At 40.6% G+C, this 24346-nt stretch carries 13 protein-coding genes and 2 pseudogenes; 11 read left to right on the top strand and 4 right to left on the bottom strand.

Annotated elements, in window-relative coordinates:
• Positions 1 to 65 precede the first annotated feature (65 nt).
• A complete protein-coding gene (locus FHK89_RS13065; protein ID WP_230661130.1) occupies positions 66 to 4727 on the bottom strand; it encodes an exodeoxyribonuclease V subunit gamma in 4662 nt (1553 codons plus the stop codon).
• 523 nt (positions 4728 to 5250) lie between these two features.
• On the opposite strand from FHK89_RS13065, the gene FHK89_RS13060 reads away from it, so the two are divergent.
• Positions 5251 to 5880, top strand: coding sequence for a hypothetical protein (locus FHK89_RS13060; protein WP_230661129.1), 630 nt, complete (start codon positions 5251 to 5253; stop codon positions 5878 to 5880).
• 286 nt (positions 5881 to 6166) lie between these two features.
• Positions 6167 to 6994 (top strand): hypothetical protein, encoded by an 828-nt coding sequence (locus FHK89_RS13055; protein WP_230661126.1) that lies wholly within the window; start codon positions 6167 to 6169, stop codon positions 6992 to 6994.
• Between the two features lie 53 nt (positions 6995 to 7047).
• On the opposite strand, the pseudogene FHK89_RS13050 reads toward FHK89_RS13055, so the two are convergent.
• Positions 7048 to 8049: pseudogene (locus FHK89_RS13050) on the bottom strand (RNA-guided endonuclease InsQ/TnpB family protein).
• A 127-nt stretch (positions 8050 to 8176) separates the two neighbouring features.
• Entirely contained in the window at positions 8177 to 9481 is a 1305-nt protein-coding gene (locus tag FHK89_RS13045) for an aminotransferase class I/II-fold pyridoxal phosphate-dependent enzyme (protein WP_230661123.1), read from the bottom strand.
• Positions 9482 to 9672: 191 nt separating this feature from the next.
• Between FHK89_RS13045 and FHK89_RS13040 the strand changes: the two genes are divergently transcribed.
• From FHK89_RS13040 to FHK89_RS13030, 3 genes are all read left to right on the top strand, one after another.
• Positions 9673 to 10443, top strand: coding sequence for a YggS family pyridoxal phosphate-dependent enzyme (locus FHK89_RS13040; RefSeq protein ID WP_230661121.1), 771 nt, complete (start codon positions 9673 to 9675; stop codon positions 10441 to 10443).
• 74 nt (positions 10444 to 10517) lie between these two features.
• Positions 10518 to 11216 (top strand): glutamine amidotransferase, encoded by a 699-nt coding sequence (locus tag FHK89_RS13035; RefSeq protein WP_230661118.1) that lies wholly within the window; start codon positions 10518 to 10520, stop codon positions 11214 to 11216.
• Positions 11217 to 11286: 70 nt separating this feature from the next.
• Positions 11287 to 11505: a DUF2788 domain-containing protein gene (locus FHK89_RS13030; RefSeq protein WP_230661116.1), complete on the top strand. Its 219-nt coding sequence runs from the start codon at positions 11287 to 11289 to the stop codon at positions 11503 to 11505.
• A 109-nt stretch (positions 11506 to 11614) separates the two neighbouring features.
• Here FHK89_RS13030 and FHK89_RS13025 read toward each other — a convergent pair whose 3' ends face one another.
• A complete protein-coding gene (locus tag FHK89_RS13025; RefSeq protein ID WP_230661113.1) occupies positions 11615 to 12232 on the bottom strand; it encodes a CGNR zinc finger domain-containing protein in 618 nt (205 codons plus the stop codon).
• Between the two features lie 339 nt (positions 12233 to 12571).
• On the opposite strand from FHK89_RS13025, the gene FHK89_RS13020 reads away from it, so the two are divergent.
• The 6 genes and pseudogenes from FHK89_RS13020 (at position 12572) to FHK89_RS12995 (ending at position 24090) form a co-directional block, all read left to right on the top strand.
• Entirely contained in the window at positions 12572 to 14803 is a 2232-nt protein-coding gene (locus tag FHK89_RS13020; protein WP_442966598.1) for a malate synthase G, read from the top strand.
• Positions 14804 to 15379: 576 nt separating this feature from the next.
• The gene (gene dnaE / locus FHK89_RS13015) at positions 15380 to 19144 is read left to right on the top strand and encodes a DNA polymerase III subunit alpha (RefSeq protein ID WP_230661111.1); all 3765 of its coding nucleotides are present in this window, start codon (positions 15380 to 15382) and stop codon (positions 19142 to 19144) included.
• Between the two features lie 35 nt (positions 19145 to 19179).
• Positions 19180 to 19545 carry an Hpt domain-containing protein gene (locus tag FHK89_RS13010; protein ID WP_230661108.1) on the top strand — a complete coding sequence of 122 codons (366 nt, stop codon included), beginning with the start codon at positions 19180 to 19182 and terminating at the stop codon, positions 19543 to 19545.
• Positions 19546 to 19636: 91 nt separating this feature from the next.
• Positions 19637 to 20617, top strand: coding sequence for an RNA methyltransferase (locus tag FHK89_RS13005; RefSeq protein ID WP_442966600.1), 981 nt, complete (start codon positions 19637 to 19639; stop codon positions 20615 to 20617).
• A gap of 196 nt (positions 20618 to 20813) precedes the next feature.
• A pseudogene (gene cysE, locus FHK89_RS15030) lies at positions 20814 to 21357 on the top strand (serine O-acetyltransferase); the annotation flags it as partial.
• Between the two features lie 1032 nt (positions 21358 to 22389).
• A complete protein-coding gene (locus tag FHK89_RS12995) occupies positions 22390 to 24090 on the top strand; it encodes an AMP-binding protein (protein ID WP_230661103.1) in 1701 nt (566 codons plus the stop codon).
• Positions 24091 to 24346: the final 256 nt, after the last annotated feature.

The raw sequence follows: 24346 nt of genomic DNA, 5'->3' as shown, positions 1-24346 counted from the left end.
TTACTCTCCATAAGCCATATTATATCGGGTGTATTGGATGCTGTTATATATACGCTATACGGCTGCTAAGGTATTGGCTCTAAACTCTCAAACAGTGACTCAAGTAGCGGCATCGCAAGTGTCGACATCGCATCATCAAGCGCATTAAAGATTGCCTGTTGCTGCTGTGTTGGTTCATGTCCTGTGGTCAACGCATTGCTCAAAATAAATCGCCATGTCTCATGTTGAGCGCATCTATCATAGGTAATTTTATGATCACCATTAGCTTGCGATGGTTGATAGCCTGTCCCTAACCAACCAGAAAAATCATGCATCGTTGCTTGATACTCCGTATTTTCAAGCTTAGCCGCCAAGCAGTTTGCCACATAATCAAATGCGCTTTCTATTGGCATAATGATTGGTATTTTGGCAATAATTTCACTCAGTTGTATCCATGGTAATAATAAAGCCAAGGCGTGTTGCCATTTTATGGCAGGCAGTGCAAAGGTGTGGATTGGCTGCTTTGAGGAGATATTTTTTTGTTGTGCATGGGCATTTTTATACTTTAAATCCATGCCTTTACCAAAACGCCAAATACTACGTCCATCATTGTCTGCCGCTTGTACCAACGTTGTTTGTCTTTGAATCTGCCAAAACAAATGCGTCAACCAAAAACGCAACAAATGCTTAGGGCTTGCCCCTGCTGCCTCAATTTTTAACCAACTGCTGCAAGTATGGATAACAGGTACTTGAGACTTAAGAGTAATACCCGCCAGATGAATACTCTCCTCTTGGGTCGTACTCATATGAGCGATGGTCTGTAAAATATTTGCATCTATTTTATCTTTATCTACATCTATAGCAGCTTCTATTGCAGTGAACACCCCCTGCTCTATGAGCTGCTCAGAGAAAATTTGTAACTGTGTCAATAAGTCGGTCTTGGCTTTCATAAATGTCGTTTGCCGAGCTACTCCTGCTGGCAAGTGCATCTCATAAAGTAGCTGTTGTAACTGAGAAAACTGTTCTAGTTGAGAAGTTTTTGTCAATTGGGTCAGATTATCTTCTATCAGATTGGTTTTATTGGCATCATCAATCAAGACATCAAGCAGGGCATCATTCAGCTGATATTTGGTTAAATTATCAAGGGTCAATGGCTCTATATGAGATTGCACAGTACTATTGGCAATCACATTAAGCTGTTGCTGACGCAAATAATGCTGTGCAGGCGCACGTACTTGATGCACTAACATGGATAAGGCGATTGGCTTATTTGTCAGTATCAAACTTGCCACTTTAGTTTCTTCACTCTCTGTTACTGTACTATCCATCGCTGTTTTACTGGGTAGTAACTGTGAAATCAGTGTTTGAGTTTGTTGCCATATAGAGTGCAAATGTGAATGTAGTGATGCGTCATTATTTGCTAATTGCTTTATTTGCTTATGGCTGCTTTTTAACAGTTTGGCGATGTCTTGGTATTGTGTTTTGTTAGGTAAAATTATTTTGCTTAGGCTATTTATAAGATGAGTATTTAGTATGTTAGTATCCGTATCGCCATTATTGTGGATATCATGACGTGCACGCAAAGTTTGAAATACAGATTGCCACAAGGGTGCAGGTGGAAAGTGCTTTTTTTGCTGTACTTTGCTTTGTTGTAATAACTGATCGGCAAGCTGAGTGATGTCTGCTTTATCTTCACACTGCTGCTCAGTATGCACAGGAGTGGCAGACGGCGTATGATAAATAAAATTATCCTTAGCGAAAGGCAGAGCAGGATGTACTGTAACCAACCAACGCTCGACCAATCGTGGCAGATAACGTTGCAATTTACCACTATCATCTAGCTGCTCAGCATTTGCTGTGTCTTGTTGTAGATTTGGTTGCAAGTTTGGTAGTTGCCAGTCCACCTGCTGCTGTAAAAATTGCAGCAGTTCACTGACAGGATTGGCAGGTAAATGCTCATGACTGTCGCTCAGACTTTGTCCATTATAAAAAATCCAACAATCATCTCGGGCACAAAGCAGCGCATCCAAAAAAGCCCCATTATCATCATCTTCAGTAAAACGATCACCCCGTTTTGCCAGCCCTGCCCGCATCAAATCATAACGATTGTCATGGTCTCGATTTGGAAACTCTGATAAGTTCATATTAAGCATCGCCACTAATTTAAAGGGGATATTACGCAATGAACCAAAACGCCCAAAGGTGATGACTCCTGTAGGCTCAGCACTGACCTGTTGGCTTTCTAGTTGCGCCTCAATACTATCGAGCATAAATGCCAACTTTAGTGGCATCTGTTCAATGGCAGCCAAATTTGCCACCATTTTTGACGTTGCCTCAGTTGTTGGGTTGTTTTGACCAAGTTCACCATATTGTTGATAATGGCGATTGGCACGCAAACTGGCACGAAAGCCATTCATCGCACTAAAAATGGCACGCATACTTTGAGTTTGATCAAAATAAGCAAAATAACGATGAATGACCTTATTTTCTAGCTCAGCAATCCACTCTTGTGCCGTACGCCTTTGTTGATAGCACTCACGATTTTGATCAATACCTTGATATATCTGGCACAATACCTCAATGATCGGTGCATCACTAAGCATGATGTTATGCAGTGGTAGTGTCTTTTCTTTGAGCTGCTCAGACTGCCAAGCAAAAAGATATAAACAATCTGTCATCAGCGCCTGCGGCATTAACATTCCTGTCACTAAGCGATCAAGCGCGTAAGCAAAACTAAAACGATAATCGCTGTCTTGTCTGTGTAAGCTACTTTGTAAGTGTGATTCATCAAAACCACGAATATAACCTGCTTGTGCCAGCAATGTACAAGCACGACTCATTTGTTCATGAGTTAAGCCAAAGCTTTCATACAACGCAGGCAACATCAACCAATCAAAGACTTCATGCGCCTCAAATCGACTGTCTGTACGTCCCAATAACTGATAAAAGCCAATAATGGCATGCCATAATTCACGAATAGACTTATCGACCACACCTGTAATCTTAGCAGGAAGAATAAGCCCATCTTGACCACGCCCATCAACAAACACCGATTTAATCAGTTCATAATGACGCTCCACATCAGGCAGCATGATTACAATATCTGACACATGGCGAATACTGCCATCTTGGCTGCTTTCATTAAGCCAGCGTCCAATCATACCACGCAGCACTTCAAGCTGCCGCTGCAAGCTATGACAAGAATGAATACTAATGCTATTATCACTGCTACGTAGCTGCCACTGTCGTTGTTTATCAAAACGCTTTTGCTCAATACGCTGCATACTTAAGCTTGCATCATGTGCATCATCATCTAAATCATCTGAAGTTGTTTGCGTTTCAGCAAAAGGAAGCTCTAATTGCTGCTGCAATTGCTCACTCACCAATTGCACCGCTTTTTGCCGAGTATTATCTTCACTAAGCATCAATACATCATATTGTAGACGTTGTAACAAACTAGGTAACAAACTAGGCTCTAAGGCTAAGTTTTTGGACGGTTCTATATCATTGTTTTGAGATGTGGCAACATCCGTATTGAAATCCAGATCAAATGCATCTATCCACTGTACTCGCTCATCTGCATAATCTTCATTACCAGACAAGCTGGCAAGCATGGCAAAAACTTCACGTGACTGCTTGCCAAGTTGTGACAGCAAAGTATGTCCATAATCACGTAAAAACACACTATCAGGATTAATGATGCGTTGCCGCAGTAGCCACTGCTTATCGACTATATCTGCCCAAAATAATTGTGAAGGATTGTAGTGTAGTAAAGTAATATCAACATACTTAGACAATTTTTCAATAAAATCCAATTCAGCCTGAGGCAATTGCTGAATGGTAAATAAAGTCAACCTATTAGGCAAAAGCGGCTGACAGCCCGATGCTTCTATTGCCAATGCTTGCCAAAAACGAGCTTCAATACGCTGCCGATGTCGATGCACATCACTAAATAAACGCTGCCATAAATGCCGCTGTACTTGCTCTAGCATTTCATAATGCTCTAGTAGCCAACTGGGCGTGATATGAGCAAACTGATCAAAACTTGTACTTAGTTTGTCTTTTTGCGCCACCATCGCTGCCACATCTATTTTTTTGCCTTCATCCCAATTTATAAGCCACTCATCTCTATGGGTCAAATAACGATTAAATACCCGAGCCAAATCACCTGCCAACTGCCATAACCGCTGATCAATCTGATTATAAATATCCTGTTGAGATGCCGTTGATGCAGAAGAAGGCAAAGCAGCAAGGGATAACAATGATCCTAATAATCCTTGTAGCAAAGGCTGTAGCACCTCATCATCATTTTTAACTTGAGATAGCTGCTGTTGAGCAACAAAATAAGATGGTGCATTTGCAAAGGCAGACTTTGCTGTGGTTAATAAGGAATCAGTCGCTTGGGTCAAATAGCCAAATAATCGCCACTGCATCACTGTGGGAGATAACACCGCAACCTCTGGCACTTGCAATGCTGCCTCATTCGAGCCACTGCTCTGTATCCACTGATTGTATTGCGCCAAAATATCCTGCATCAATTGCCATTGATACTTACCCCAAAAGGTGGTGGTAATCAGTGTACTAATACCTGCCTCTTCTGCCACCCGCTTTTGTAGCCAATCTCCTAATACCATTGAAGGCACAATCACAATAAACTGCTCAAATACTGATTGATTAGGTGCTTGATAGGCACGTAAAATAAAATCAACCAACCGTTCAGTACGGTGAGACTGAATAATCGTTAACATAATGGCTCAATAATAAGACGAAAAGAAAATCAGATGTGTGTTCATTTAACAAAAATTACCCAATATGAATCACACAATCATCATCAATCATAATAATAAAGGTATTTTTTTAGGACTGACGTATTTTTAAAGATTATTGGTGACTGCTAATCATTGTCTTTAATACTCTGGACTGGCTGTATATAGTTTTAGAGGCTTAATATAAGTTTCAATCGCTTTATAAGGCAAATATCGTACTTTTGTGTAAGTCCTATTTTTATTAGCTACAGTGAAATAGAACATGTTAATATCTAAGATAGTGTTAAACTCTGTCGTAAAAGCAGTATAGCAAAATTTTTTTTATTTAAAACATCATAGCCTGCAAAAATCAATAATATACGACAATGGATGTCGTAATGCTGCATCAGATGACATTTGTATGATATTTATAACCACTCGCTATCTAATAATGAGATTATGCTGTATATTATTAAATTATATTTAATAATATAATGAAATCATAAGCTTTCGTAGGTGATTTAATATGTTTACTCGACCTGTCACAGCCATATTTGTCCATCCTCAAGAGCGTTGCTACGTTGTTTATTGCAATGGGGAAAGACATAAACTTAGCCGTATGAAGCTAGATAAAGCTACATGGAAACGCAAACAGCCCTATACAGGTAGCGATAATGATATATTTTTATTAAAAAGGCAGCAGATCACAGATGATGAGCTCGCTCAGTTTCTCATTACTTATGATTGGCCCGAATGTCTCAAAGGACGTACCCTAGCCTTTTTCTTAAGCTGGTGGGATAATCGAGCTTATGATTGGCTGCTCAACAATCAACCCATCAATAAAAATTTGGCGCATACTGCAACCGATAATAATACAACAACACAAATTACAGATAGAAGTAGTAAAATAGCCCATCAAATACATCAGCAATTGATGTCTGAGCAGGAACAAGTAAAACAAACCAATACTCAGCATCAACAATCGGCCTTAGCAGCCACCAGTTTACAACCTACCAATAACGAAGCAAATATCGCAGACGACTTACAACACCCCACAGAAAGCAAACCTGTGAGTAAAGTTATGGATACCTCTACTGATGATGATGCGGACAATTTATTTGATGATATGCTAAATGAGTTAAGCAAGGAGCTATAAATTAAGAAGCCATCAATCAATGAGTTATAACTCAGAACCTGTATTCACAACCCATAATGGTGGCTTTTTGCCTAAAATAGACGTACTACGGCGTTAAATTTTGGGTTAAAACTCCCCTGATTTTGGATTATGAATACAGGTTCTAAATTACGAGTGACTAAATTGTAACGACAAAAATAATGGCAGTCATGTTTAGATAGTGGCTATGTGATGACGATGCGGTGTTATTGGTGATGTTATTGGCTCTATTGGACTTTTATCATACTCCAAGGATCATTCTCTACTCATGTCAGTTGTATGCCAAGCCAAACATGCTTACGTTATCTTAGAAAAGCATCTGTCAGTTAAGCGTGTTGTCATTTTTATTTTGTTACTAATTTCTATACTATTTTGTGCCTTATATACGTTACTTTGGCACTATAACCATTCAATCAGCGCACCCTTGCCAATTGAGAGTACGCTCAATACGCAAACCATGACCAAGACGTTTGATAATAACAATAATCAATCCATTTTACATATCTTGGCAGCCCAATCACTACAATCTGCACTCATCCCTATTGTCGAACGCTTTGATCGACATCATCCTGAGATTCAAGTTCATGTGCACTATATTGATCCAATAGATTTAAACGCAACCAAAACAACCACTACCCATCCAATAGACATATTACTCATTCCTCAAGAGATGCCTGCGGATGAAAAACTGCATTTTACCGCTGCAGCGCACCCCATCGCCACACCATCCATACAAACAGTGGATGAGTTCGTAGATACAAAACAACAAGAGAAAAGTGTCGATAGCATCAATTCTCAGTCTACTTATCAGCCCAGTCAAACAAATATCCATTCACAACCTTCTGCCACAGCACACTATTGGCAACAGTTTAATTTTGCCCTACAAGGACAAACCTTATATCAAAGTCGCTTGCTCACCGACCAAGAAGCAAGCATCTTATTTAGCCGATTTTTATTGACCAGCAACAGTCAAGATGACTTTATTCATGCAGGTCTGCAAAGCATTGACTTTTATCATAACCAAGTAGATGATCAGCTCAGCTTTAGAGCAATATTACCTACTGAAATATCAACACATATCAGCGCATATCATTGACCTCCTCCCCTCCCTAAAGTGAGGGTATTCCCTCACTTTTCATAGCAACATCGCTATCGGATGGCGATTTCTCCAGCGAGACGGCAAAGCCCTGCCGCAAGAATGTTCTTAGCGGCATTAATATCTCTATCATGCCATGTGCCACACTTTGCACAAGTCCATTCTCTTATTCCAAGACCTGCTGTCTTTTGAGTTCAAACCAACCTGCATCGTATGTCGATTTAACCAGTTTAGTTTTCTTACTTGTGAATGAGCGTGATTTCACATCACCGACCACGATTAGAGCATTGTCTTTGACTAATTGGGGGGTGAATTTGTGAATTAAGTCTTGCCTTGTGTTTTTGATTTTGGCGTGTATGACTCTCACACGCTGTTTGTTTTTAGCTCGTTGGGAAACTGCCAGCTTTTTTGCCCATTTTTGCGTTTGTTTGGTGGTGAGTTTGTCACCGTTTGAGGTGGTGGCAGATTCTTTTAGTCCTAAATCAATGCCAACGCTACCAGTACTACAGGTTTATTTTAGATGGTTTTAGATGGTTTTTGACGGTGATACAGGCATACCATCTACCTCTTGCATCTTGTACGACCTCAAGGGTATTTAGGTCATACAATGCTAGATTGTAGCTGTCCCATACTTCGATGATGAGTTTTTTGCCTTTGGCTAGGCTAAGCTGTAGGGTTAATTTGAGTGATTTCTTGCCGCTTTGCATTGGTGCGAGCAGTTTGATGGCTGATTTTTTAAAGGGTATCCAGCCTAGGCTTTTGCGTTTGGCATCAGGTCGGTTAGTTCGCCAGTTGAGTTTAGCTTTTTTGAATTGCTTGCGGGCTTTGGTGTGGGTCTCATTGATAGCTTGTAGAGTTTGTGAGTGTAAGCCTAGTAGTTCACCGCTGCCTTTGGTGTAGGTATTTAACTCATACGCTGAAAAGAATTTGCCTGTTCGCCTTAGGTGTTTATAGCCAAGTTCGTTGACATAGTTCCACACATAGTTAACACTGCCAGCTAGTTTGTTTAGCTGGTTTGTGTGTTTGTCTTTGATGCGTAGCTTGAGGGTTTTCATTGAATGAGTTTGACAAATCCATTGTTTATTTGCAAGTGCTATGAGATGTTATGCCACACCAAATGCCGCCTGATATCCCTGCCCTAAACGGCAGGGTTTTACGGCGACGGGTGATAAAAAAGCCGTTCTAGTACAGCATCGACTTGCTGTTAGTCAAAATACTGGCAATATCTTTTGCCAATAGGGTGCAATCCTCAAGGGTTAAGTTACTAATACTGATACGAATGGCAGGCTTTTTGTCTAATGAGAAGGCACTGCCTTGCTGTACTGCCCAGCCTTTAGCCGCCAAGGCTTGTATGGCATAGTTTTCATTTGCCACAGGCAGCCAAACATGTAGCCCCTCCCCTGACTGCCAGATATCAAAACCAAATTTGACCAACTCGTTAATAAGCTTCTCTCGCCGCTGTGCATAGCTATCAATTGCTTTATTTAATAGTCCTGTTTCTAGCATATCTTGCCACGCATTCACTGCCAAAAATTGTAACAGCCCACTGACCCAACGCGGCCCTAAACTAAACCGATTTTTCATCGCTTTGATGGTTGCGCCATTGCCCACGGCCATGGCAATCCGAAAATCAGGACCTAAAAACTTACTTAAAGACGTGCTATAAATCCATTCATTTTTTATCAGTTTAAGATTGGGAGCTGGTTGCCGACTCAGCTCACCCCAATAATCATCAATCAATAACAATATGTCTTTATCTGCAATACGCTCTGCCAGTGTTTGCCACCGTTGTTGTGAATAATTAACCCCTGTTGGGTTATGTGCTCGGGGGGTAACAATCATCGCAGAAGCAGATGCCAGCACCTCATCATCAGGGATAACAGCCCCTTGTTCATCGATTGGCATGGCGATGATGTCTAGGCGCATACTCACTGCCAATGCTTTTATTGGTGACCAACAGGGGTCCTCCACCAAAATTTTAGCACCCGCCACACACCACTGTGATAATGCCCGCTCCATGATATCCAAAGTGCTAGAAAACAATACTGGCTCTGCATTGATATCACAGTGTTTATTCATCTGCTTTTTGGCAAGCTGTTTTAATTGCTCATTATCGCCCAACTCTTCATAGCCAGAATATAGGTTGTAATTTAGCAACCAATCAGGGTTTAGTTTGGGTAATAGGCGACCATCAACATTCCCCGATGCCAAATCTATCAAGCCTTTTGGTACTGCCATTTCAGTATGCTGAATGTCCACTTCTTCAGTAACAAACGTACCTTGTCTACCTTTGGTCACAATCACGCCCGCATCTCTTAGCTGTTTATAAGCAGTAGAAACAGTACTTGGGTTCACATTTAGCTCGTCAGATAACGAGCGGACAGTTGGTAGCTTATGCCCTGCCTGCCAATGACCCAACCGAATCAATCGCTCAATGGAACTGACTATCTTGACAACGCTATCACCTTTAGGTTTTAATGTATCCATACAAAATCCTATTTGTATTAGTACAAACATAATAAATCAATTTATAAAAAAGTAAAATGATTAACTTTCGTTTGTACGTCATTGTTAATCTTGGTTAATAAAGAACAAGGTTAAAAATGCTTTTAATAAGCAGTTATTTGTAACCAACCATTTTAACCCATACCCAGCATCGTCTGTTGAAGGAAAACACAGTGATACACAAACCACAATATTCAAAGGCTGAAAGCCTCACGCAACTGTCAGCAAACTTTCATCATATACAGCAACGTATTGAGCAAGCCTGTCAGCGCTCAGGACGAGATGCCAGTACGGTTCGTTTATTGCCTGTCAGTAAAACAGTCGATGAAGCTAGGATTCGTATGGCTTATCAACTTGGGTTTCATAATTTTGGTGAAAATAAGGTACAAGAAGCCCTCGATAAGTCAGAAAGTCTATCTGATTTAGAAATTCAGTGGTCAGTTATTGGTCACCTGCAAACCAACAAGATTAAATATGTTGCCCGTTTTGCCTCAGAGTTTCAGGCATTAGATAGCCTAAAAGTTGCCAAAAAACTGCATCAACGTTTAGAGCTTGAAAACCGTGATTTAGAGGTATTGGTTCAAGTCAACACTTCTAATGAAGCAAGCAAATATGGACTACAGCCAAGTGAAGTTGCTCAGTTTCTTCATGACATACAGCCATTTTATCGGTTAAAGGTAAAGGGGTTAATGACGTTAGCATTGCTATCTAATAATAATGCTAAGGTGAGAGAGTGTTTTGTATTACTACGAAACTTACGTGACCAGTTGCGTGATGATTTGCGTCTTAACCAATCTACTGATATGTGTATGGATGAGTTATCTATGGGTATGTCAGGGGATTTTGAGATAGCAATAGAAGAAGGGGCGACCATTGTGCGGATTGGTCAGGCGTTATTTGGTGCAAGAGCGTTACCCGATAGTTATTACTGGCCTGAGCAATAGTCTATTTAACATATTTATTTATGTTATGCACTTTATTAGGTTATTAGGAATTACACACTTTATTAGGATAAGTTATGAAAACGGTCTTAGTCATTCGCCATATTCACTTTGAAGACCTTGGTATTTTAGAAAAAGTATTCAAGGCATTGCACTTTAATATTACCTATGTTGAAGCACCGACGGTTGATTTTGCCACATTAGATCCCTTAGCAGATGATCTGCTGGTAGTGCTTGGTGCACCCATTGGGGCATTTGATGACGCATTGTATCCATTTTTACAACAAGAATTGGATTTTATTGCCAAACGACTAACAGCAAACAAACCCATGTTAGGTATTTGTTTGGGGGCACAGTTATTTGCTCGACTATTAGGAGCCAGCGTTTATCCCATGTCTGGTAAAGAAATAGGCTTTGGGACATTGCAGCTTGCAACTAACATTCATAATCCACTGCAACCTTTACAAGATGTGCCTGTCTTGCATTGGCATGGTGACCAATTTGATATACCTGAAGGCTGTGTTTGTCTTGCCGCAACTCAGTTATGCCCAAATCAGGCATTTATGTATAACCATCATGTATTGGCATTGCAATTTCACCTTGAAGCAGATCCAACAAAGATTGAGCACTGGTTGGTCGGACACGCTTGTGAGCTAAATACTGCCAATGTGGATATTCAAAAAATTCGTCATGATGCGCAAAAATATGGCAATGGCTTGGTCATAGCGGGCAAAAAAGTGGTTAGCAATTGGCTAAATTCTATTGGGCTGTGTTAGATGCTTTATCTACACGCTTTATTTACATAATTTACAAACGCATCGCCAGCATAATCAAAGGAGAATCACCATGTTTGCTATTTCTGCTGAAACCGTTACTAGTTTAGGCATGTATGTTTTACTGCCCATATTTATTGGCTTTTTATTTTTTATTATGTGGGACATTGCCAAAAAGTCTGAGGCAGGAAAGGCGGGCACATTTTGGATTTTTGTGGCACTCGGTGCAGGCTTTGTGGGCTTTTTGCTTAAAGTGGTACTGGAAGTGGTATTTGAAAAGTGGGTACTGTGATTAAAAATCAGGATTAAAAGTCAGGATTAAAAGTCAGGATTAAAAGTTGTCATAAAAGAGAGTGAGCCATATTAAGCCTAAGCTAAACTTAATATGGCTCACTATGACCCTAATCTTTTTGCGCAAACCTTGACGCTTTGGCACGATTGCCACATTCCTTCATCGAGCACCAGTTCCTTTTTGAACCATTTGACCTATCTAAAAATACAATACCGCAACGCTCATGCGCACACTCTTTAATTTTTTCGCATAAATTAGAGCTAAATAACTGCATACAATCTTCAGCAATCAAGCCCAAAACACTTTCTAACTCAAGATTATGCTTTGTCACCAATACACCATCTTCTATCGACAATTGCCAATACGGTTTTAACTGTGCCATCTGATTGAGCGTATGGATATCTTCTGGCACAAAATCTTTAGCCAACAATCTTTCTATGATCGAGCGTAGCTGTATTGCCTGTGTTTGCAGATCTTTTGATACCACAGCATTGCGAGCATTTGGGTGTAGTGGTGGCAAAAGTTCTGCCCACCCAGATCTATGCTGTGCTTTGAGTAGCCATTTTTTTAAACCATCTTGCTGAAGCAACAAATCTTCAGTGACATGCTGTGGGTCTTTGCGTCGTCTTAAGGTATTAAATAAATCCAAACTTGGACAACCACCATAAAACACAAAATCAAGTTTAGGGGTGTTTATTTGAGGTGTACTTATTTTAGAGCTGTTCATTGAGCTGTTCATTGAAGAGTTACCTTTATAAAATCCTGACACTGAGCCTTTTTCAACCATAACAGTATATCGCAACTGAATGATTAGTGAGGCAATAACTCTTTTATCAAAATCATAGCAAACTCAAAATCAACTTGAACAAAACATAACGACACCACCTTATATAAATTAGCCAGTTGACAATAACCCCCTAAGGGGGTTAGAGTGTATTTTAATCTTTTTAGGATTTAAAAGCGACACAGTAAAACAAAAGCAATCCTAAAAAGTCCGATGGCTGCAAAGTTTTATTTTTGTAGCCAGCCACTCAAACTTAGAAGCTATATTCTTTAAGGAGATCACATGAAACGCATGAAACGCATTGAAGCTGGTGGACTACACATAGACCCCATTCTTTATCAGTTTATTTCTGAAACCTTGTTGCCTAGTATTGGTAAAACCTCAAAACAGCAGCAACAACAGTTCTGGCAAGGCTTTGGTAACATTGTTGAAAAATTTACCCCACGTAATCGCAAGCTACTTGCCAAACGTGACGATTTACAAGCCCAGATAGATGATTGGCATCAACAGCATCAAAGTCCACAAACGTCAGAGGAATACGCCAAAGCGTATGAAAACTTTTTGCGTCATATTGGCTATCTGGTAGAAACGCCAGAAGCATTTGAAATATCAACAAACAATATAGATCAAGAAATTGCACAAAAGGCTGGTCCACAGCTGGTTATTACTGCTTTAAATGCCCGTTTTGCATTAAATGCATTAAATGCTCGTTGGGGTTCTTTGTATGATGCCCTATATGGCACTAATGCCATTGAGCAACAAGACTCACAAAATCAGATGACAGGTTATGATGAAAAGCGGGGTCAAAAGGTGATTGAATGGGGACGAGAGTTTTTGGATAGGGTTATTCCATTGGCTACTGGCTCACACAAAGATGTCACCAAGTATTCTATTGAGTCTGGAGAGCTCACAGCACAGATTGATGGTCAATCGGTTCAATTACGATCACCTAAGGTATATGCAGGTTTTAGAGGAGATAAAAGCCAACCTGATGCCATTTTAATCATAAACAATGGACTTTATTTTGAAATCCAAATTGATCCCAACTCACAAATTGGTAAGCAAGATAAAGCAGGGGTTAAAGACATTGTTATGGAGTCAGCCCTAACTACGATTATTGATTTTGAAGACTCAACGGCTGCGGTAGATGCTGAAGATAAGACTTTAGGATATTCAAATTGGCTTGGGTTAAATACAGGAGAACTGGAAGTTGATATTTCTAAAAATGGTAAAACTTTTACTCGACAGCCCAATGAGGATCGCTACTATACCGATGTAAAAGGTAATGAGCTTAGATTACATGGGCGTTCTTTAATGTTTGTACGTAATGTCGGCCCTTTGATGCAAAATCCAGCTATCTTAGATCAAAATGGCGACGAAATCTTTGAGGGAATAATGGATGGCGTTATTACTGCTGCCGCTGCTATTCCTGGATTAGACTTAAAAAATCCACTGCGTAATTCCCGTACTGGCTCAATATACATTGTAAAACCTAAATTACATGGACCTGATGAAGTACAGTTTACTTGTGATTTGTTCAGTGCTATTGAAAATCTATTAGGCTTACCACAGCTTACGTTAAAAATCGGCTGTATGGACGAGGAACGCCGTACCTCATTAAATCTTGATGCCTGTATTGCTACTGGTAGCAATAGAATTGCGTTTATCAATACTGGATTTTTGGATCGCACTGGCGATGAAATTCATACCTCAATGTATGCAGGTCCAATGTTACGCAAAGCAGAACTGCAAACAGCACCGTGGAAGCTTGCTTATGAAAATAATAATGTAGATGCTGGACTGGTGCATGGATTCCAAGGCAAAGCACAAATTGGTAAAGGAATGTGGACCAAAACTGAACAAATGGCACAGATGCTAGATAAAAAAATAGACCAGCTCAAAGAAGGTGCTTCGACAGCTTGGGTTCCTTCACCTACTGCTGCTACCTTGCACGCTACCCACTATCATGAAGTCAATATATTTGAGGTACAAAATAGGCTTCTTGCAAATGGTCGGCGTAATACTTTTAAAGACTTAATGACCATTCCACTGGCTAATTTATCAGCAGATCAAACGAGTGCTACAGATGAGGGTTTGTGGCGTAATGATGAAATTCAACAAGAGCTTGATGATAATTGCCAGTCTATTTTAGGTTATGTGGTTCGCTGGGTAGAGCAAGGAATAGGCTGTTCTAAAGTGCCTGATATTCACGACATTGACCTAATGGAGGATAGAGCGACTCTGCGTATTTCCTCACAACTACTAGCAAATTGGTTACAGCATGAGGTTATAAGCGAGCAACAAGTTGTGGACGCTCTCCAACGTATGGCATTAAAAGTGGATAAGCAAAATGCTGGAGATAGTGCTTATCGCAATATGGCACCAAACTTTGATGATTCTGTGGCATTTCAATGTGCTAAAGAGCTTATCTTAAAAGGTGGCGAGCAACCTTCAGGCTATACCGAGCCACTTTTACATGCTTATCGACGGGAGTTTAAAAGGAAGAATATTTAGGGGTAAATGTAGCTTTAAAACACCCATACAGTAAAATGTAGGGTACGTTCTACGCACCTTTTATATTATATTGGATTTTTAATGGGTACATAAAATGTGCCCTACAGTTAGTTCGCTAATTTTTTAGTAATAGGACTTATGCAAAAGTATGATATTCGTCTTATAAAGTAGCTAGCTCAATAAGGAAAATAGGGAGGTGTGTATTCCTCATTTTAACAAATCAGATAAATGTTTATCCACTTCAATGTCATAAATACATGGTACAAATCTGTACCATCATTGGATACACCTACGAACAAATGGCTGAAATTTGCAATAGATGTTATTATAATAACATCTATTGCAATACAAAAATAATGGGGCTTATGGTCTACCTACTATAAATCCGCCACAGTGTTAACCTCGCTTGATATACAACACGTATTACCTCTACTTGGTTATCTTGTGGTGACATTATATTAGATTGGCTATAGCAGCCTCATTTTTGTTAGAGCCTGTATTCATAATCCAAAAAATCACAGTAAATCAGCAATCATCATTAATATTAATATTTGCTGATACTTTTAGAGCAAGTTTATGGCATTTGTACATCTTGGCATTCATAGTGAATATTCAATCACCGACTCTATTGTTCGCATCAAGCCATTGGTAAAGGCAGCTGCCGCAGATGGACAAAAAGCGTTGGCTTTAACCGATTTATCCAACCTTTATGCCACCGTGAAGTTTTATCGAGCTTGCTTAGCTGAAAACATCAAACCGATTATTGGCAGTGAAATATTACTAGGTGATGAAAATACTCGTCTTACCCTACTGGCAATGAATCATGCTGGCTATCAAAGCATTACTCGTGTGGTATCTTTAGGCTTTACCGAAGGTAAGATGAATCCTGACAATAAAGGCATGCCTATTGTCACCCGTGAGCAGCTATTTAGTCATAGCGATGGGGTGATCGTTTTATTTACTGAAGCATCTGATGTGGGTCAGGCATTAACTGGCTCAACGCCAGAGCGTGGTGATGAACTGCTAAAAGCGTATCAGCAGCACTTTGGCAATCGTCTTTATTTTGCGATAAAACGTACCCAGCGTGCCGGTGAAGATGCCTTTATTGAGCAAGCCATCTTAGCAGGTAGTCGCCATCACATCCCGATAGTGGCTCATAACGACGTTCGCTTTTTGCAAGCAGATGATTTTGATGCGCATGAAGCTCGGGTCTGTATCGCTACCTCCTATGTGCTTGCTGATCCCAACCGTCCTCGAAACTACTCAAATCAGCAATACCTAAAAACTCAAGCTGAAATGCAGCAGCTATTTGTGGACTTGCCACAAGTGCTCAGCAATACACTGGCATTGGCAAAACGCTGTAATGTCATTCTTAAACTTGGCATCAATGTATTGCCTGAGTTTCCTGTGCCTGAAGGCGAGACCATTGAAACCTTTTTTCGTGCTGAGTCACAACGTGGGCTTGAAGCTCGCTTAGATAAGCTCTACCCAATAGATGAACGTGATCACACTTGGGCAGATATCCGCAAACCTTATGAACAACGTCTTGAGCATGAGCTTGGTATTATCCTATCAATGGGCTTTCCGGGCTACTTTTTGATTGTGATGGACTTTATCCGTTGGGCAAAAGCCAATGGTGTGCCTGTAGGTCCTGGGCGGGGCTCTGGGGCAGGCTCGCTGGTCGCTTATGCGTTAAATATCACTGATTTAGATCCCCTACACTACGACTTATTATTTGAGCGATTTTTGAATCCAGAGCGTGTGTCCATGCCTGACTTTGATATTGACTTTTGTATCGAAGGGCGTGATCGGGTCATTGATTATGTTGCCAGTAAATATGGGCGAGAAGCAGTCTCACAAATCATCACCTTTGGTACGATGGCAGCCAAAGCAGTGGTGCGTGATGTGGCACGAGTACAAGGCAAATCCTATGGTCTGGCAGATAAAATCTCTAAACTTATCCCCAAAACACCCGGTATTAGCCTCAGTGATGCGGTGACCCAAGAGCCACAGCTAAAAACCTTACTGTCTGATCCAAACAACATGGATTATGAAGATGCCAATGAAATTTGGGAGATGGCGGTCAAACTTGAAGGCATCACCCGTAATGTTGGTAAACACGCAGGTGGCGTACTCATTGCTCCCAACAAAATCACTGATTTTAGTGCGATTTATTGTGATGATGAGGGACATCGTGTTAGCCAATATGACAAAGATGATGTTGAAGCAGTCGGTCTGGTCAAATTTGACTTTTTGGGGCTACGCAATCTTACCGTCATCAGTGCTGCTGTCAAAAACATCAATACACGTCGGCAAAAAGAAGGGCAAGCGCCCATTGAGCTCGAAGATTTGCCTTTAGATGATGTCAATGCTTATCAGTTACTACAACAAGCCAAGACCACAGCCGTATTTCAGCTAGAAAGTACCGGTATGAAAAAATACCTAGCCAAATTGCAACCCACCAATATCGAAGATGTTATCGCCATGTGTGCCCTATATCGCCCCGGCCCTTTGGATGCAGGTATGGTAGAGATGTACATTGACCGTAAGCACGGACGTGAAGAGGTGGTCTATGATCACCCCAATCTTGAGCCAATTTTAGAGAACACCAATGGCGTCATTGTCTACCAAGAGCAGGTGATGCAAATCTCACAGGTGATGGCAGGCTACAGCTTAGGCGGTGCGGACATGCTACGCCGAGCGATGGGTAAGAAAAAACCTGAGGAGATGGCAAAGCAGCGCAATATCTTTGTCGATGGTGCAACAGCTCAAGGCATTGATCCTGCCATCTCAGGTGGGGTGTTTGACTTGATGGAAAAGTTTGCAGGCTATGGCTTTAATAAATCACACTCTGCTGCCTATGGGGTGCTGGCTTATCAAACAGCTTATTTAAAACACTACTACCCTGCCGAATTTATGGCAGCAGTTCTTACCTCAGACATGAACAATACCGACAATGTGGTATTTTTTATTAATGACTGCCGAGAAAACTTTGATCTCACCGTTGATAACCCTTCAGTAAATCGCAGCGAATGGTACTTTGTCGCTGACACACCAACCAATATCATTTATGGCTTAGGCGCTATTAAAGGCGTTGGTGAAGGGGCGGTTGAATCGATAGTCACTGCTCGTAGACAAGAGGGATTATTCAAAGATTTATATGATTTTTGTCGCCGTGTTGATACCAAAAAAGTCAATAAACGTACTCTAGAAGCATTGATTCGAGCAGGTTGTTTTGATGACTTTGCGACTACCCTACGACCTGACCTGCCTGCCGATCGCCATCATGAAATCCGTGGCGCATTGATGGCGCAACTACCCAATGCAGTACAAGCAGCTGAGCAAGATCGAAAAAATCGTGAAATCGGCATGATGGATTTATTTGGTGGTATGGATGATGTTACCCAAGCACCACCGCTACCGACTGGTGCAGATGTCATTTGGGGTGACAAACACCGCCTAAAAGCTGAAAAAGACACCCTAGGTCTGTATCTGACAGGTCATCCTATTGATGAATATCGCAGCGAGTTGGCACACTACACCTCAGGCGCTCAGCTCAATAAACTAGCAGATACAGGCTACAAAAATACCACCTATTTTGCTGGGCTGATCATTGATGTGGCAAACTTCGGTAATCGCTGTGTGATTACTCTTGATGATGGCACATCACGCCTTGAAGTCAGTTGTTATGCAGAGCGTTTTAACCGCCTCAAAGACCTATTAAAAGTAGATAATGTGGTAGTAGTTAAAGGCAGCATCCGTGAGCGTGATGACAGACTTTTTGCCAGTCTTGAAGATGTTTATGATATGGTTGCTGCCCGCCAACGCTGGATCAAAAAAATCAGTGTTAAGGTGCATGCCCAAGATGTGGCGATTGTAAAGCAACTACAGACATTATTAAAATCTGCACAACAAGACATTATCCCTGCTGTTGCCACAACTTATGCTGCCAATGTAGGAGCAGAAAGAGAGGTAGATAATACCAATCACACAAATTATAACGGCAGTGATTATAATGACCCTAGTGATTATATGGATATGACAGAGTCATTAAACATGGCTGAAGAGTATTACTCAGGTCAAGTGTCTACCCAAATATCTGAGCAGATACCTGGTAATGCAGCGACCATGCCTACAGCTACCACACCCACCCTAGCAGAAGAAACAGACGCACAACCGCCACAAAATGATGGCTGCGTGGCACTGGGTATGAGTATTTTTAATGACTATGCCATTGCTAATGTGACCTTAAATCATGACTGGCGAATTTATCCAAATGACGATAACATAAGCCAATTAAAACAAATGTTTACAGATGACACGCTTTATTTTCATTTTTAATAACTAATACTAATTACTAATATAAAGGTACTATTATGAGTAATACAGAAAATACAAATACGCTGGCTGTCATAGACGATGAGCAATTTTGTGAAATAAAAGAATTATTTGAAGAAGAGTTTGAGCCATTAATGCGTACCTATATGCAAGATAGTCAACGATGTGTGCAAGCGTTACAAACAGCGCTTGCCAATGCTGATGATGCCAATGGCTTTGAATCGGCACACGCATTAAAAGGGGCGAGTTCCAATGTGGGTGCAACTCAATTACATCATCTCTGCTATCAAATGCAAGAAGTATGTCGAGACAATCGTATTGCTGAAAATGCAGACTTATTGGCACAAATTGAACAGCAGGTCATACTGGTCAATCAAGAAATCAGCCAACGTCTCGGTGACTAATAAAGTACCAAACCGAGAGAATCAGCATAGCCATAATTACGTTTGCAACCATAGCATTCCATCAAAACCCATAAGCAGATAGATAACGATGATGAGTACAGCGAACCAAGATATTTCTCATTTACACCGCTCTTATTTACAAAATATGACGTTGGATGACTATCTATCTTGTATCCGCATCATCATGATCAACACCACACTGCCTGCAAATATTGGCTCAGCCGCACGCGCCATGCATACCATGGGGCTATCTGATTTGGTGGTGGTTGATCCCAAACTACCCATTGATGATAGCAGCCATGCACATGCAGCAGGAGGCATACAAATATTACAAGCAGCACAAACTGTCGATGATTTAGCGACCGCCATACAAGACTGTCAACTTGTCTTTGCTGCCAGTAGTCGCAGTCGTCATATTCCCAGACCTGTTGTCACCCCAACACAAGCTGCCATCATTACCCAACAATTTATCGACACACAGATAACAGCCAATACGGCTGCTCATCATAACTACTCACAACAGCCAAGTACAAAACCTGCGCAGATTGCCATTTTGTTTGGACGAGAAGACCGTGGTTTGACCAATGAAGAGCTGGCATTTGCTGACTACCATATCCAAATTGATGCCAACCCTAACTACCCTGTACTCAATGTGGCATCCGCCATACAGGTCATTGCGGGCTTTTTTTATGCCCATTTTTGCCAGCTTAGCAACAACACAGCGCAACATGACAACCAAAGTACACAAGATACAACGCCACAAGTAGCACAAATATCTGACATATCCTGTATACACCAAAACAGCAGCGAATTTTTACAGCTTGCATTACGTCAAGTATGGGATGAGCCAGCGGTGACGCAGCAACAAATGTTACAATTAAAAGCTCGGTTGCTCATGCTAATGAGCGAACTAAGTTTGGTTGACCCTAACCATTTACGTGATCTGCCCTCACGTTTATCGCGGTTATTATCTCGGTTGCAATTGGATCAAAAAGAATATCAGCTTATCAATGCCATGATTGCTAAAATAGATCAACAGCTTAAGGCTAAGCGTAGTGATGCTAAAAAATAAACAAACATGCAAATAAGCAACCCTAACATATTTTTGCTGAATCTAAGCATCTGCTATAAAATCATCCATACCATACTCATGGCTGCTCATGAAAGATATTGCCATCTAATCTATCGCTAAAGTATGATTAAGATGATGGCCAAAGGTTACTGACAAAAATTATTGCCTAAACAATTGCCAAGACAAAGGATAATTCATGCCCTCTCCCCTATCTTTATTAAAAAAATTGCAGCAAGCACGCCAGCGAATCTCAGAAGACATTCAAGCTGTCTTTGAGCGTGACCCTGCCGCACGTAATAGCCTTGAGATACTGCTAACTTACCCCGGTATTCATGCATTGCTACTACACCGTGGCGCACATTGCCTATGGCAACATGATCTTAAATTTTTGGCTCGCAGTGTCTCTTATGGCTCAAGAATGATCACAGGTATAGAGATACATCCTGCTGCAACCATTGGTAAACGATTTTTTATCGATCATGGTATGGGTGTGGTCATTGGGGAGACCGCACACATTGGCGATGATGTCACTTTATATCATGGCGTCACTTTAGGCGGTGTTTCGTGGAATGTTGGCAAACGTCACCCCACCTTAGAAGATGGTGTCGTTGTTGGAGCTGGGGCAAAGATACTCGGGCCATTTACTGTGGGAAAAAATGCTAAAATTGGCTCAAATGCAGTGGTGGTAAAGCCTGTTCCAGCAGGGGCAACCATGGTGGGTAGTGCTGCCCGTATGATCACCACCAAAACAGATGATGACAATCATTCAGATGATGTCACACAAAAGCCAACTCATTCCACTGTCCACTCTGCTGACTCTAAATCAACCTCAATAGCAACTCAAAACAATCACTCAAGCAATAACTTAGACAATCAATCAACCTTGCAAAATACTGAAGTCAATGCTAACGATAAATCCAAAACAACAAACAAGCAAGATAGTTTAATAAGTAAAGAAGACTGTCAAAAACAGCGTTTAGCAGAAGCATTTGGCTTTAATGCCTATGGGCTAAATCCTGACTCTGAAGATCCAGTTGCCAGTGCCTTTGCCAAAATGCTTGATCATATTCAACAATCTGAAGCCAGACTTGATGAGCTACAAGAGGCCATTTGCCGACTTGATCCAAGCTTTTGTGCCAAAGACTACAAAAAACTATCTGCTTCTGAGTTAGATGTGATTGAAAAGTAATATGATAAAAAAGATGATAATAGAGACCAACAAATTGTCGCTGGCATTTCTATTTTTTTCAAGGTAAAAATTACCGCTTATTCAACAAATAATACTCAATAACCTGTTATAATTAAAAAGAATACTCTAGTATGTATTCTCAATAAATCACACCAAATTCGAGTGTTTTTAATCTATAATTATTATTACTTTACTTATACCATGATAATCTATGACCTAGTCAAGGAAGACACATACAAGCACTGCAATGAGTAGACTAAGCGCGTTTGATAAATATTTGACAAAAATAGATTATTTTAGCAAATTGGTATTATTATATTTCTAGTATCTATATTGTCATTATCTTGATATATAGTCAATTCAAGACAAGACTGTTACAAGACTGGTTACAAGAAAAACGAGCGAAGGTATACAAGTAGTACTGCGAGTGAGTTTGACTTTCTGCCAGTTTTGCATTGAGCCGACTATAGGATATAAACATTAACATTGCACCACTTTATGTCTTATATTAAAACATAGATATAAAAACATAGATATAAAAACATAGATATGAAAACATAGATATGAAATTAAGGAGTTCATTTTGCAAAAAGTCTGGACTGACCACTACCCTAATATTGTACCCAAAAAAATATACCCCGATACTTATAGTGATGTCACTGAACTGTTTGATGCTTGTTTATCACGTTATCGTAACTTACCCTTAACAACATGTATGGGGGTGACACATACCTATGCCGAGGTGCATAAACTGGCAATTGCCATCTCTGCATGGCTACAAGCAATAGATTTACCTCCAAAAAGTGTCATCGCTTTGATGATGCCCAATGTTCCGCAATATCTACCCATTATGATTGCCATATTGCGGGCAGGTTACATCTGTACCCCTGTTAATCCATTGTATACAGGACGAGAATTAAAACACCAACTGACAGATTCAGGTGCTAAGGCCATTTTTTTAATTGATAATTTTGCCCAAGCTTTAGAGCAAGTGGTTGACGAAACGGATATTAAGCACATTATCATCTCCAAAATGGGCGATTTAATGGGGGTCAAAGGGGTTTTAGTTAATCTGGTCATTCGCAATGTAAAAAAATTAGTTCCCAAATACAAACTGGGTAATTCAAATCATCAAGTCCATAAATTTAATGACGTTGTTGAAATTGGCAAAAATAGGCAGTTTATTCCCCCTAACACGACGACCATCAATGATATTGCCATCTATCAATATACAGGCGGCACAACTGGCCTATCAAAAGGAGCAATGCTGTCACACCGCAATTTAATTGCTGCTGCCATGTCATCTGAAGCATGGTATCGCCCTGCGACCAACAAAATTAATGATGTGTATATTAATATGGTGATGGCACTGCCCATTTATCATATCTTTGCCTTTATGATGACCCTGCTTGGTATTCGTGCAGGTTATACCTTTATCCTCGTGCCAAATCCAAGAGACATGCCAAGCTTTATCAAAGCATTATCCAAACAGCCCTTTCATATTTTCCCTGGCGTTAACACACTTTTTAAAGGCTTACTCGATCAACCCAAATTTAAAGAGCTGGATTTCTCTGCTTTAACCGTGACCCAAGCAGGGGGTATGGCAGCCACCGAACATACTGCCAAACAATGGCTGGAGGTGACTGGCTGCCCGATGATCGAAGGTTGGGGGATGTCAGAAGGTGTTGCTGCTGGTACTGCTAATATCGTTACTGACACTAAGTTTAATGGTACGATTGGTCTGCCCCTACCCAATGTGGACGTGGTTGTACGTGATGATAATGATGAAGACGTTGGCTATAATAAAGCAGGTGAGATGTGCATTAAAGGCCCGAATGTCTGCTCAGGTTATCTCAATCAAGATAATACAAATATATTCACTCATGATGGCTACTTAAAAACAGGCGATATCATCAGTATGGATGAGCAAGGCTATATTACCTTGCTTGATCGCAAAAAAGACATGGTCTTAGTATCTGGATTTAATGTCTTCCCCAATGAAGTCGAAGCAGTGATGTCTGAATGTGAAGGCATTGCTGACTGTGCATTGATTGGTGTGCCTGATGAACGACAAGGTGAGTCTACCAAGCTTTATGTGGTTCGCAAAAACAAAGACTTAACCGAAGAGCAAATCCGTGATTTTGCGCTCGAACATCTCACTGGCTATAAATGTCCGAGATATATCGAGTTTGTTGATGAGTTACCCAAATCTAATGTTGGTAAAGTATTGCGACAAAAATTACGGGAAAAACACCACCAAGACTCAAAAATATCAACACCATAACATCTTCTGTATTAGCCAAAAATTCTTAATTAACCAAAAACCCAGCATGTAGCTGGGTTTTTTATTTAATTTATTATCAATAAATGAATCGATAAATTTGGGTCTGTTGAACTTTCACCCCGTTAGACTAATATCTACAAGGGATACGGCTACTTTTTACTTTCATGTAAAAATTGGCTAAATTTGCCTGATGAAGCGTTAATGAACTGGTTAATATCCCTGCTTTTATTAACCAAAGCTATCTGCGCTCATTGCC

Origin of the sequence: Psychrobacter sp. I-STPA10 (genome assembly GCF_021012795.1) — a bacterium.
GTDB lineage: Bacteria > Pseudomonadota > Gammaproteobacteria > Pseudomonadales > Moraxellaceae > Psychrobacter.
Note: the sequence above shows the minus strand (reverse complement) of the source record. Positions and strands in the feature narration are given on the sequence as shown.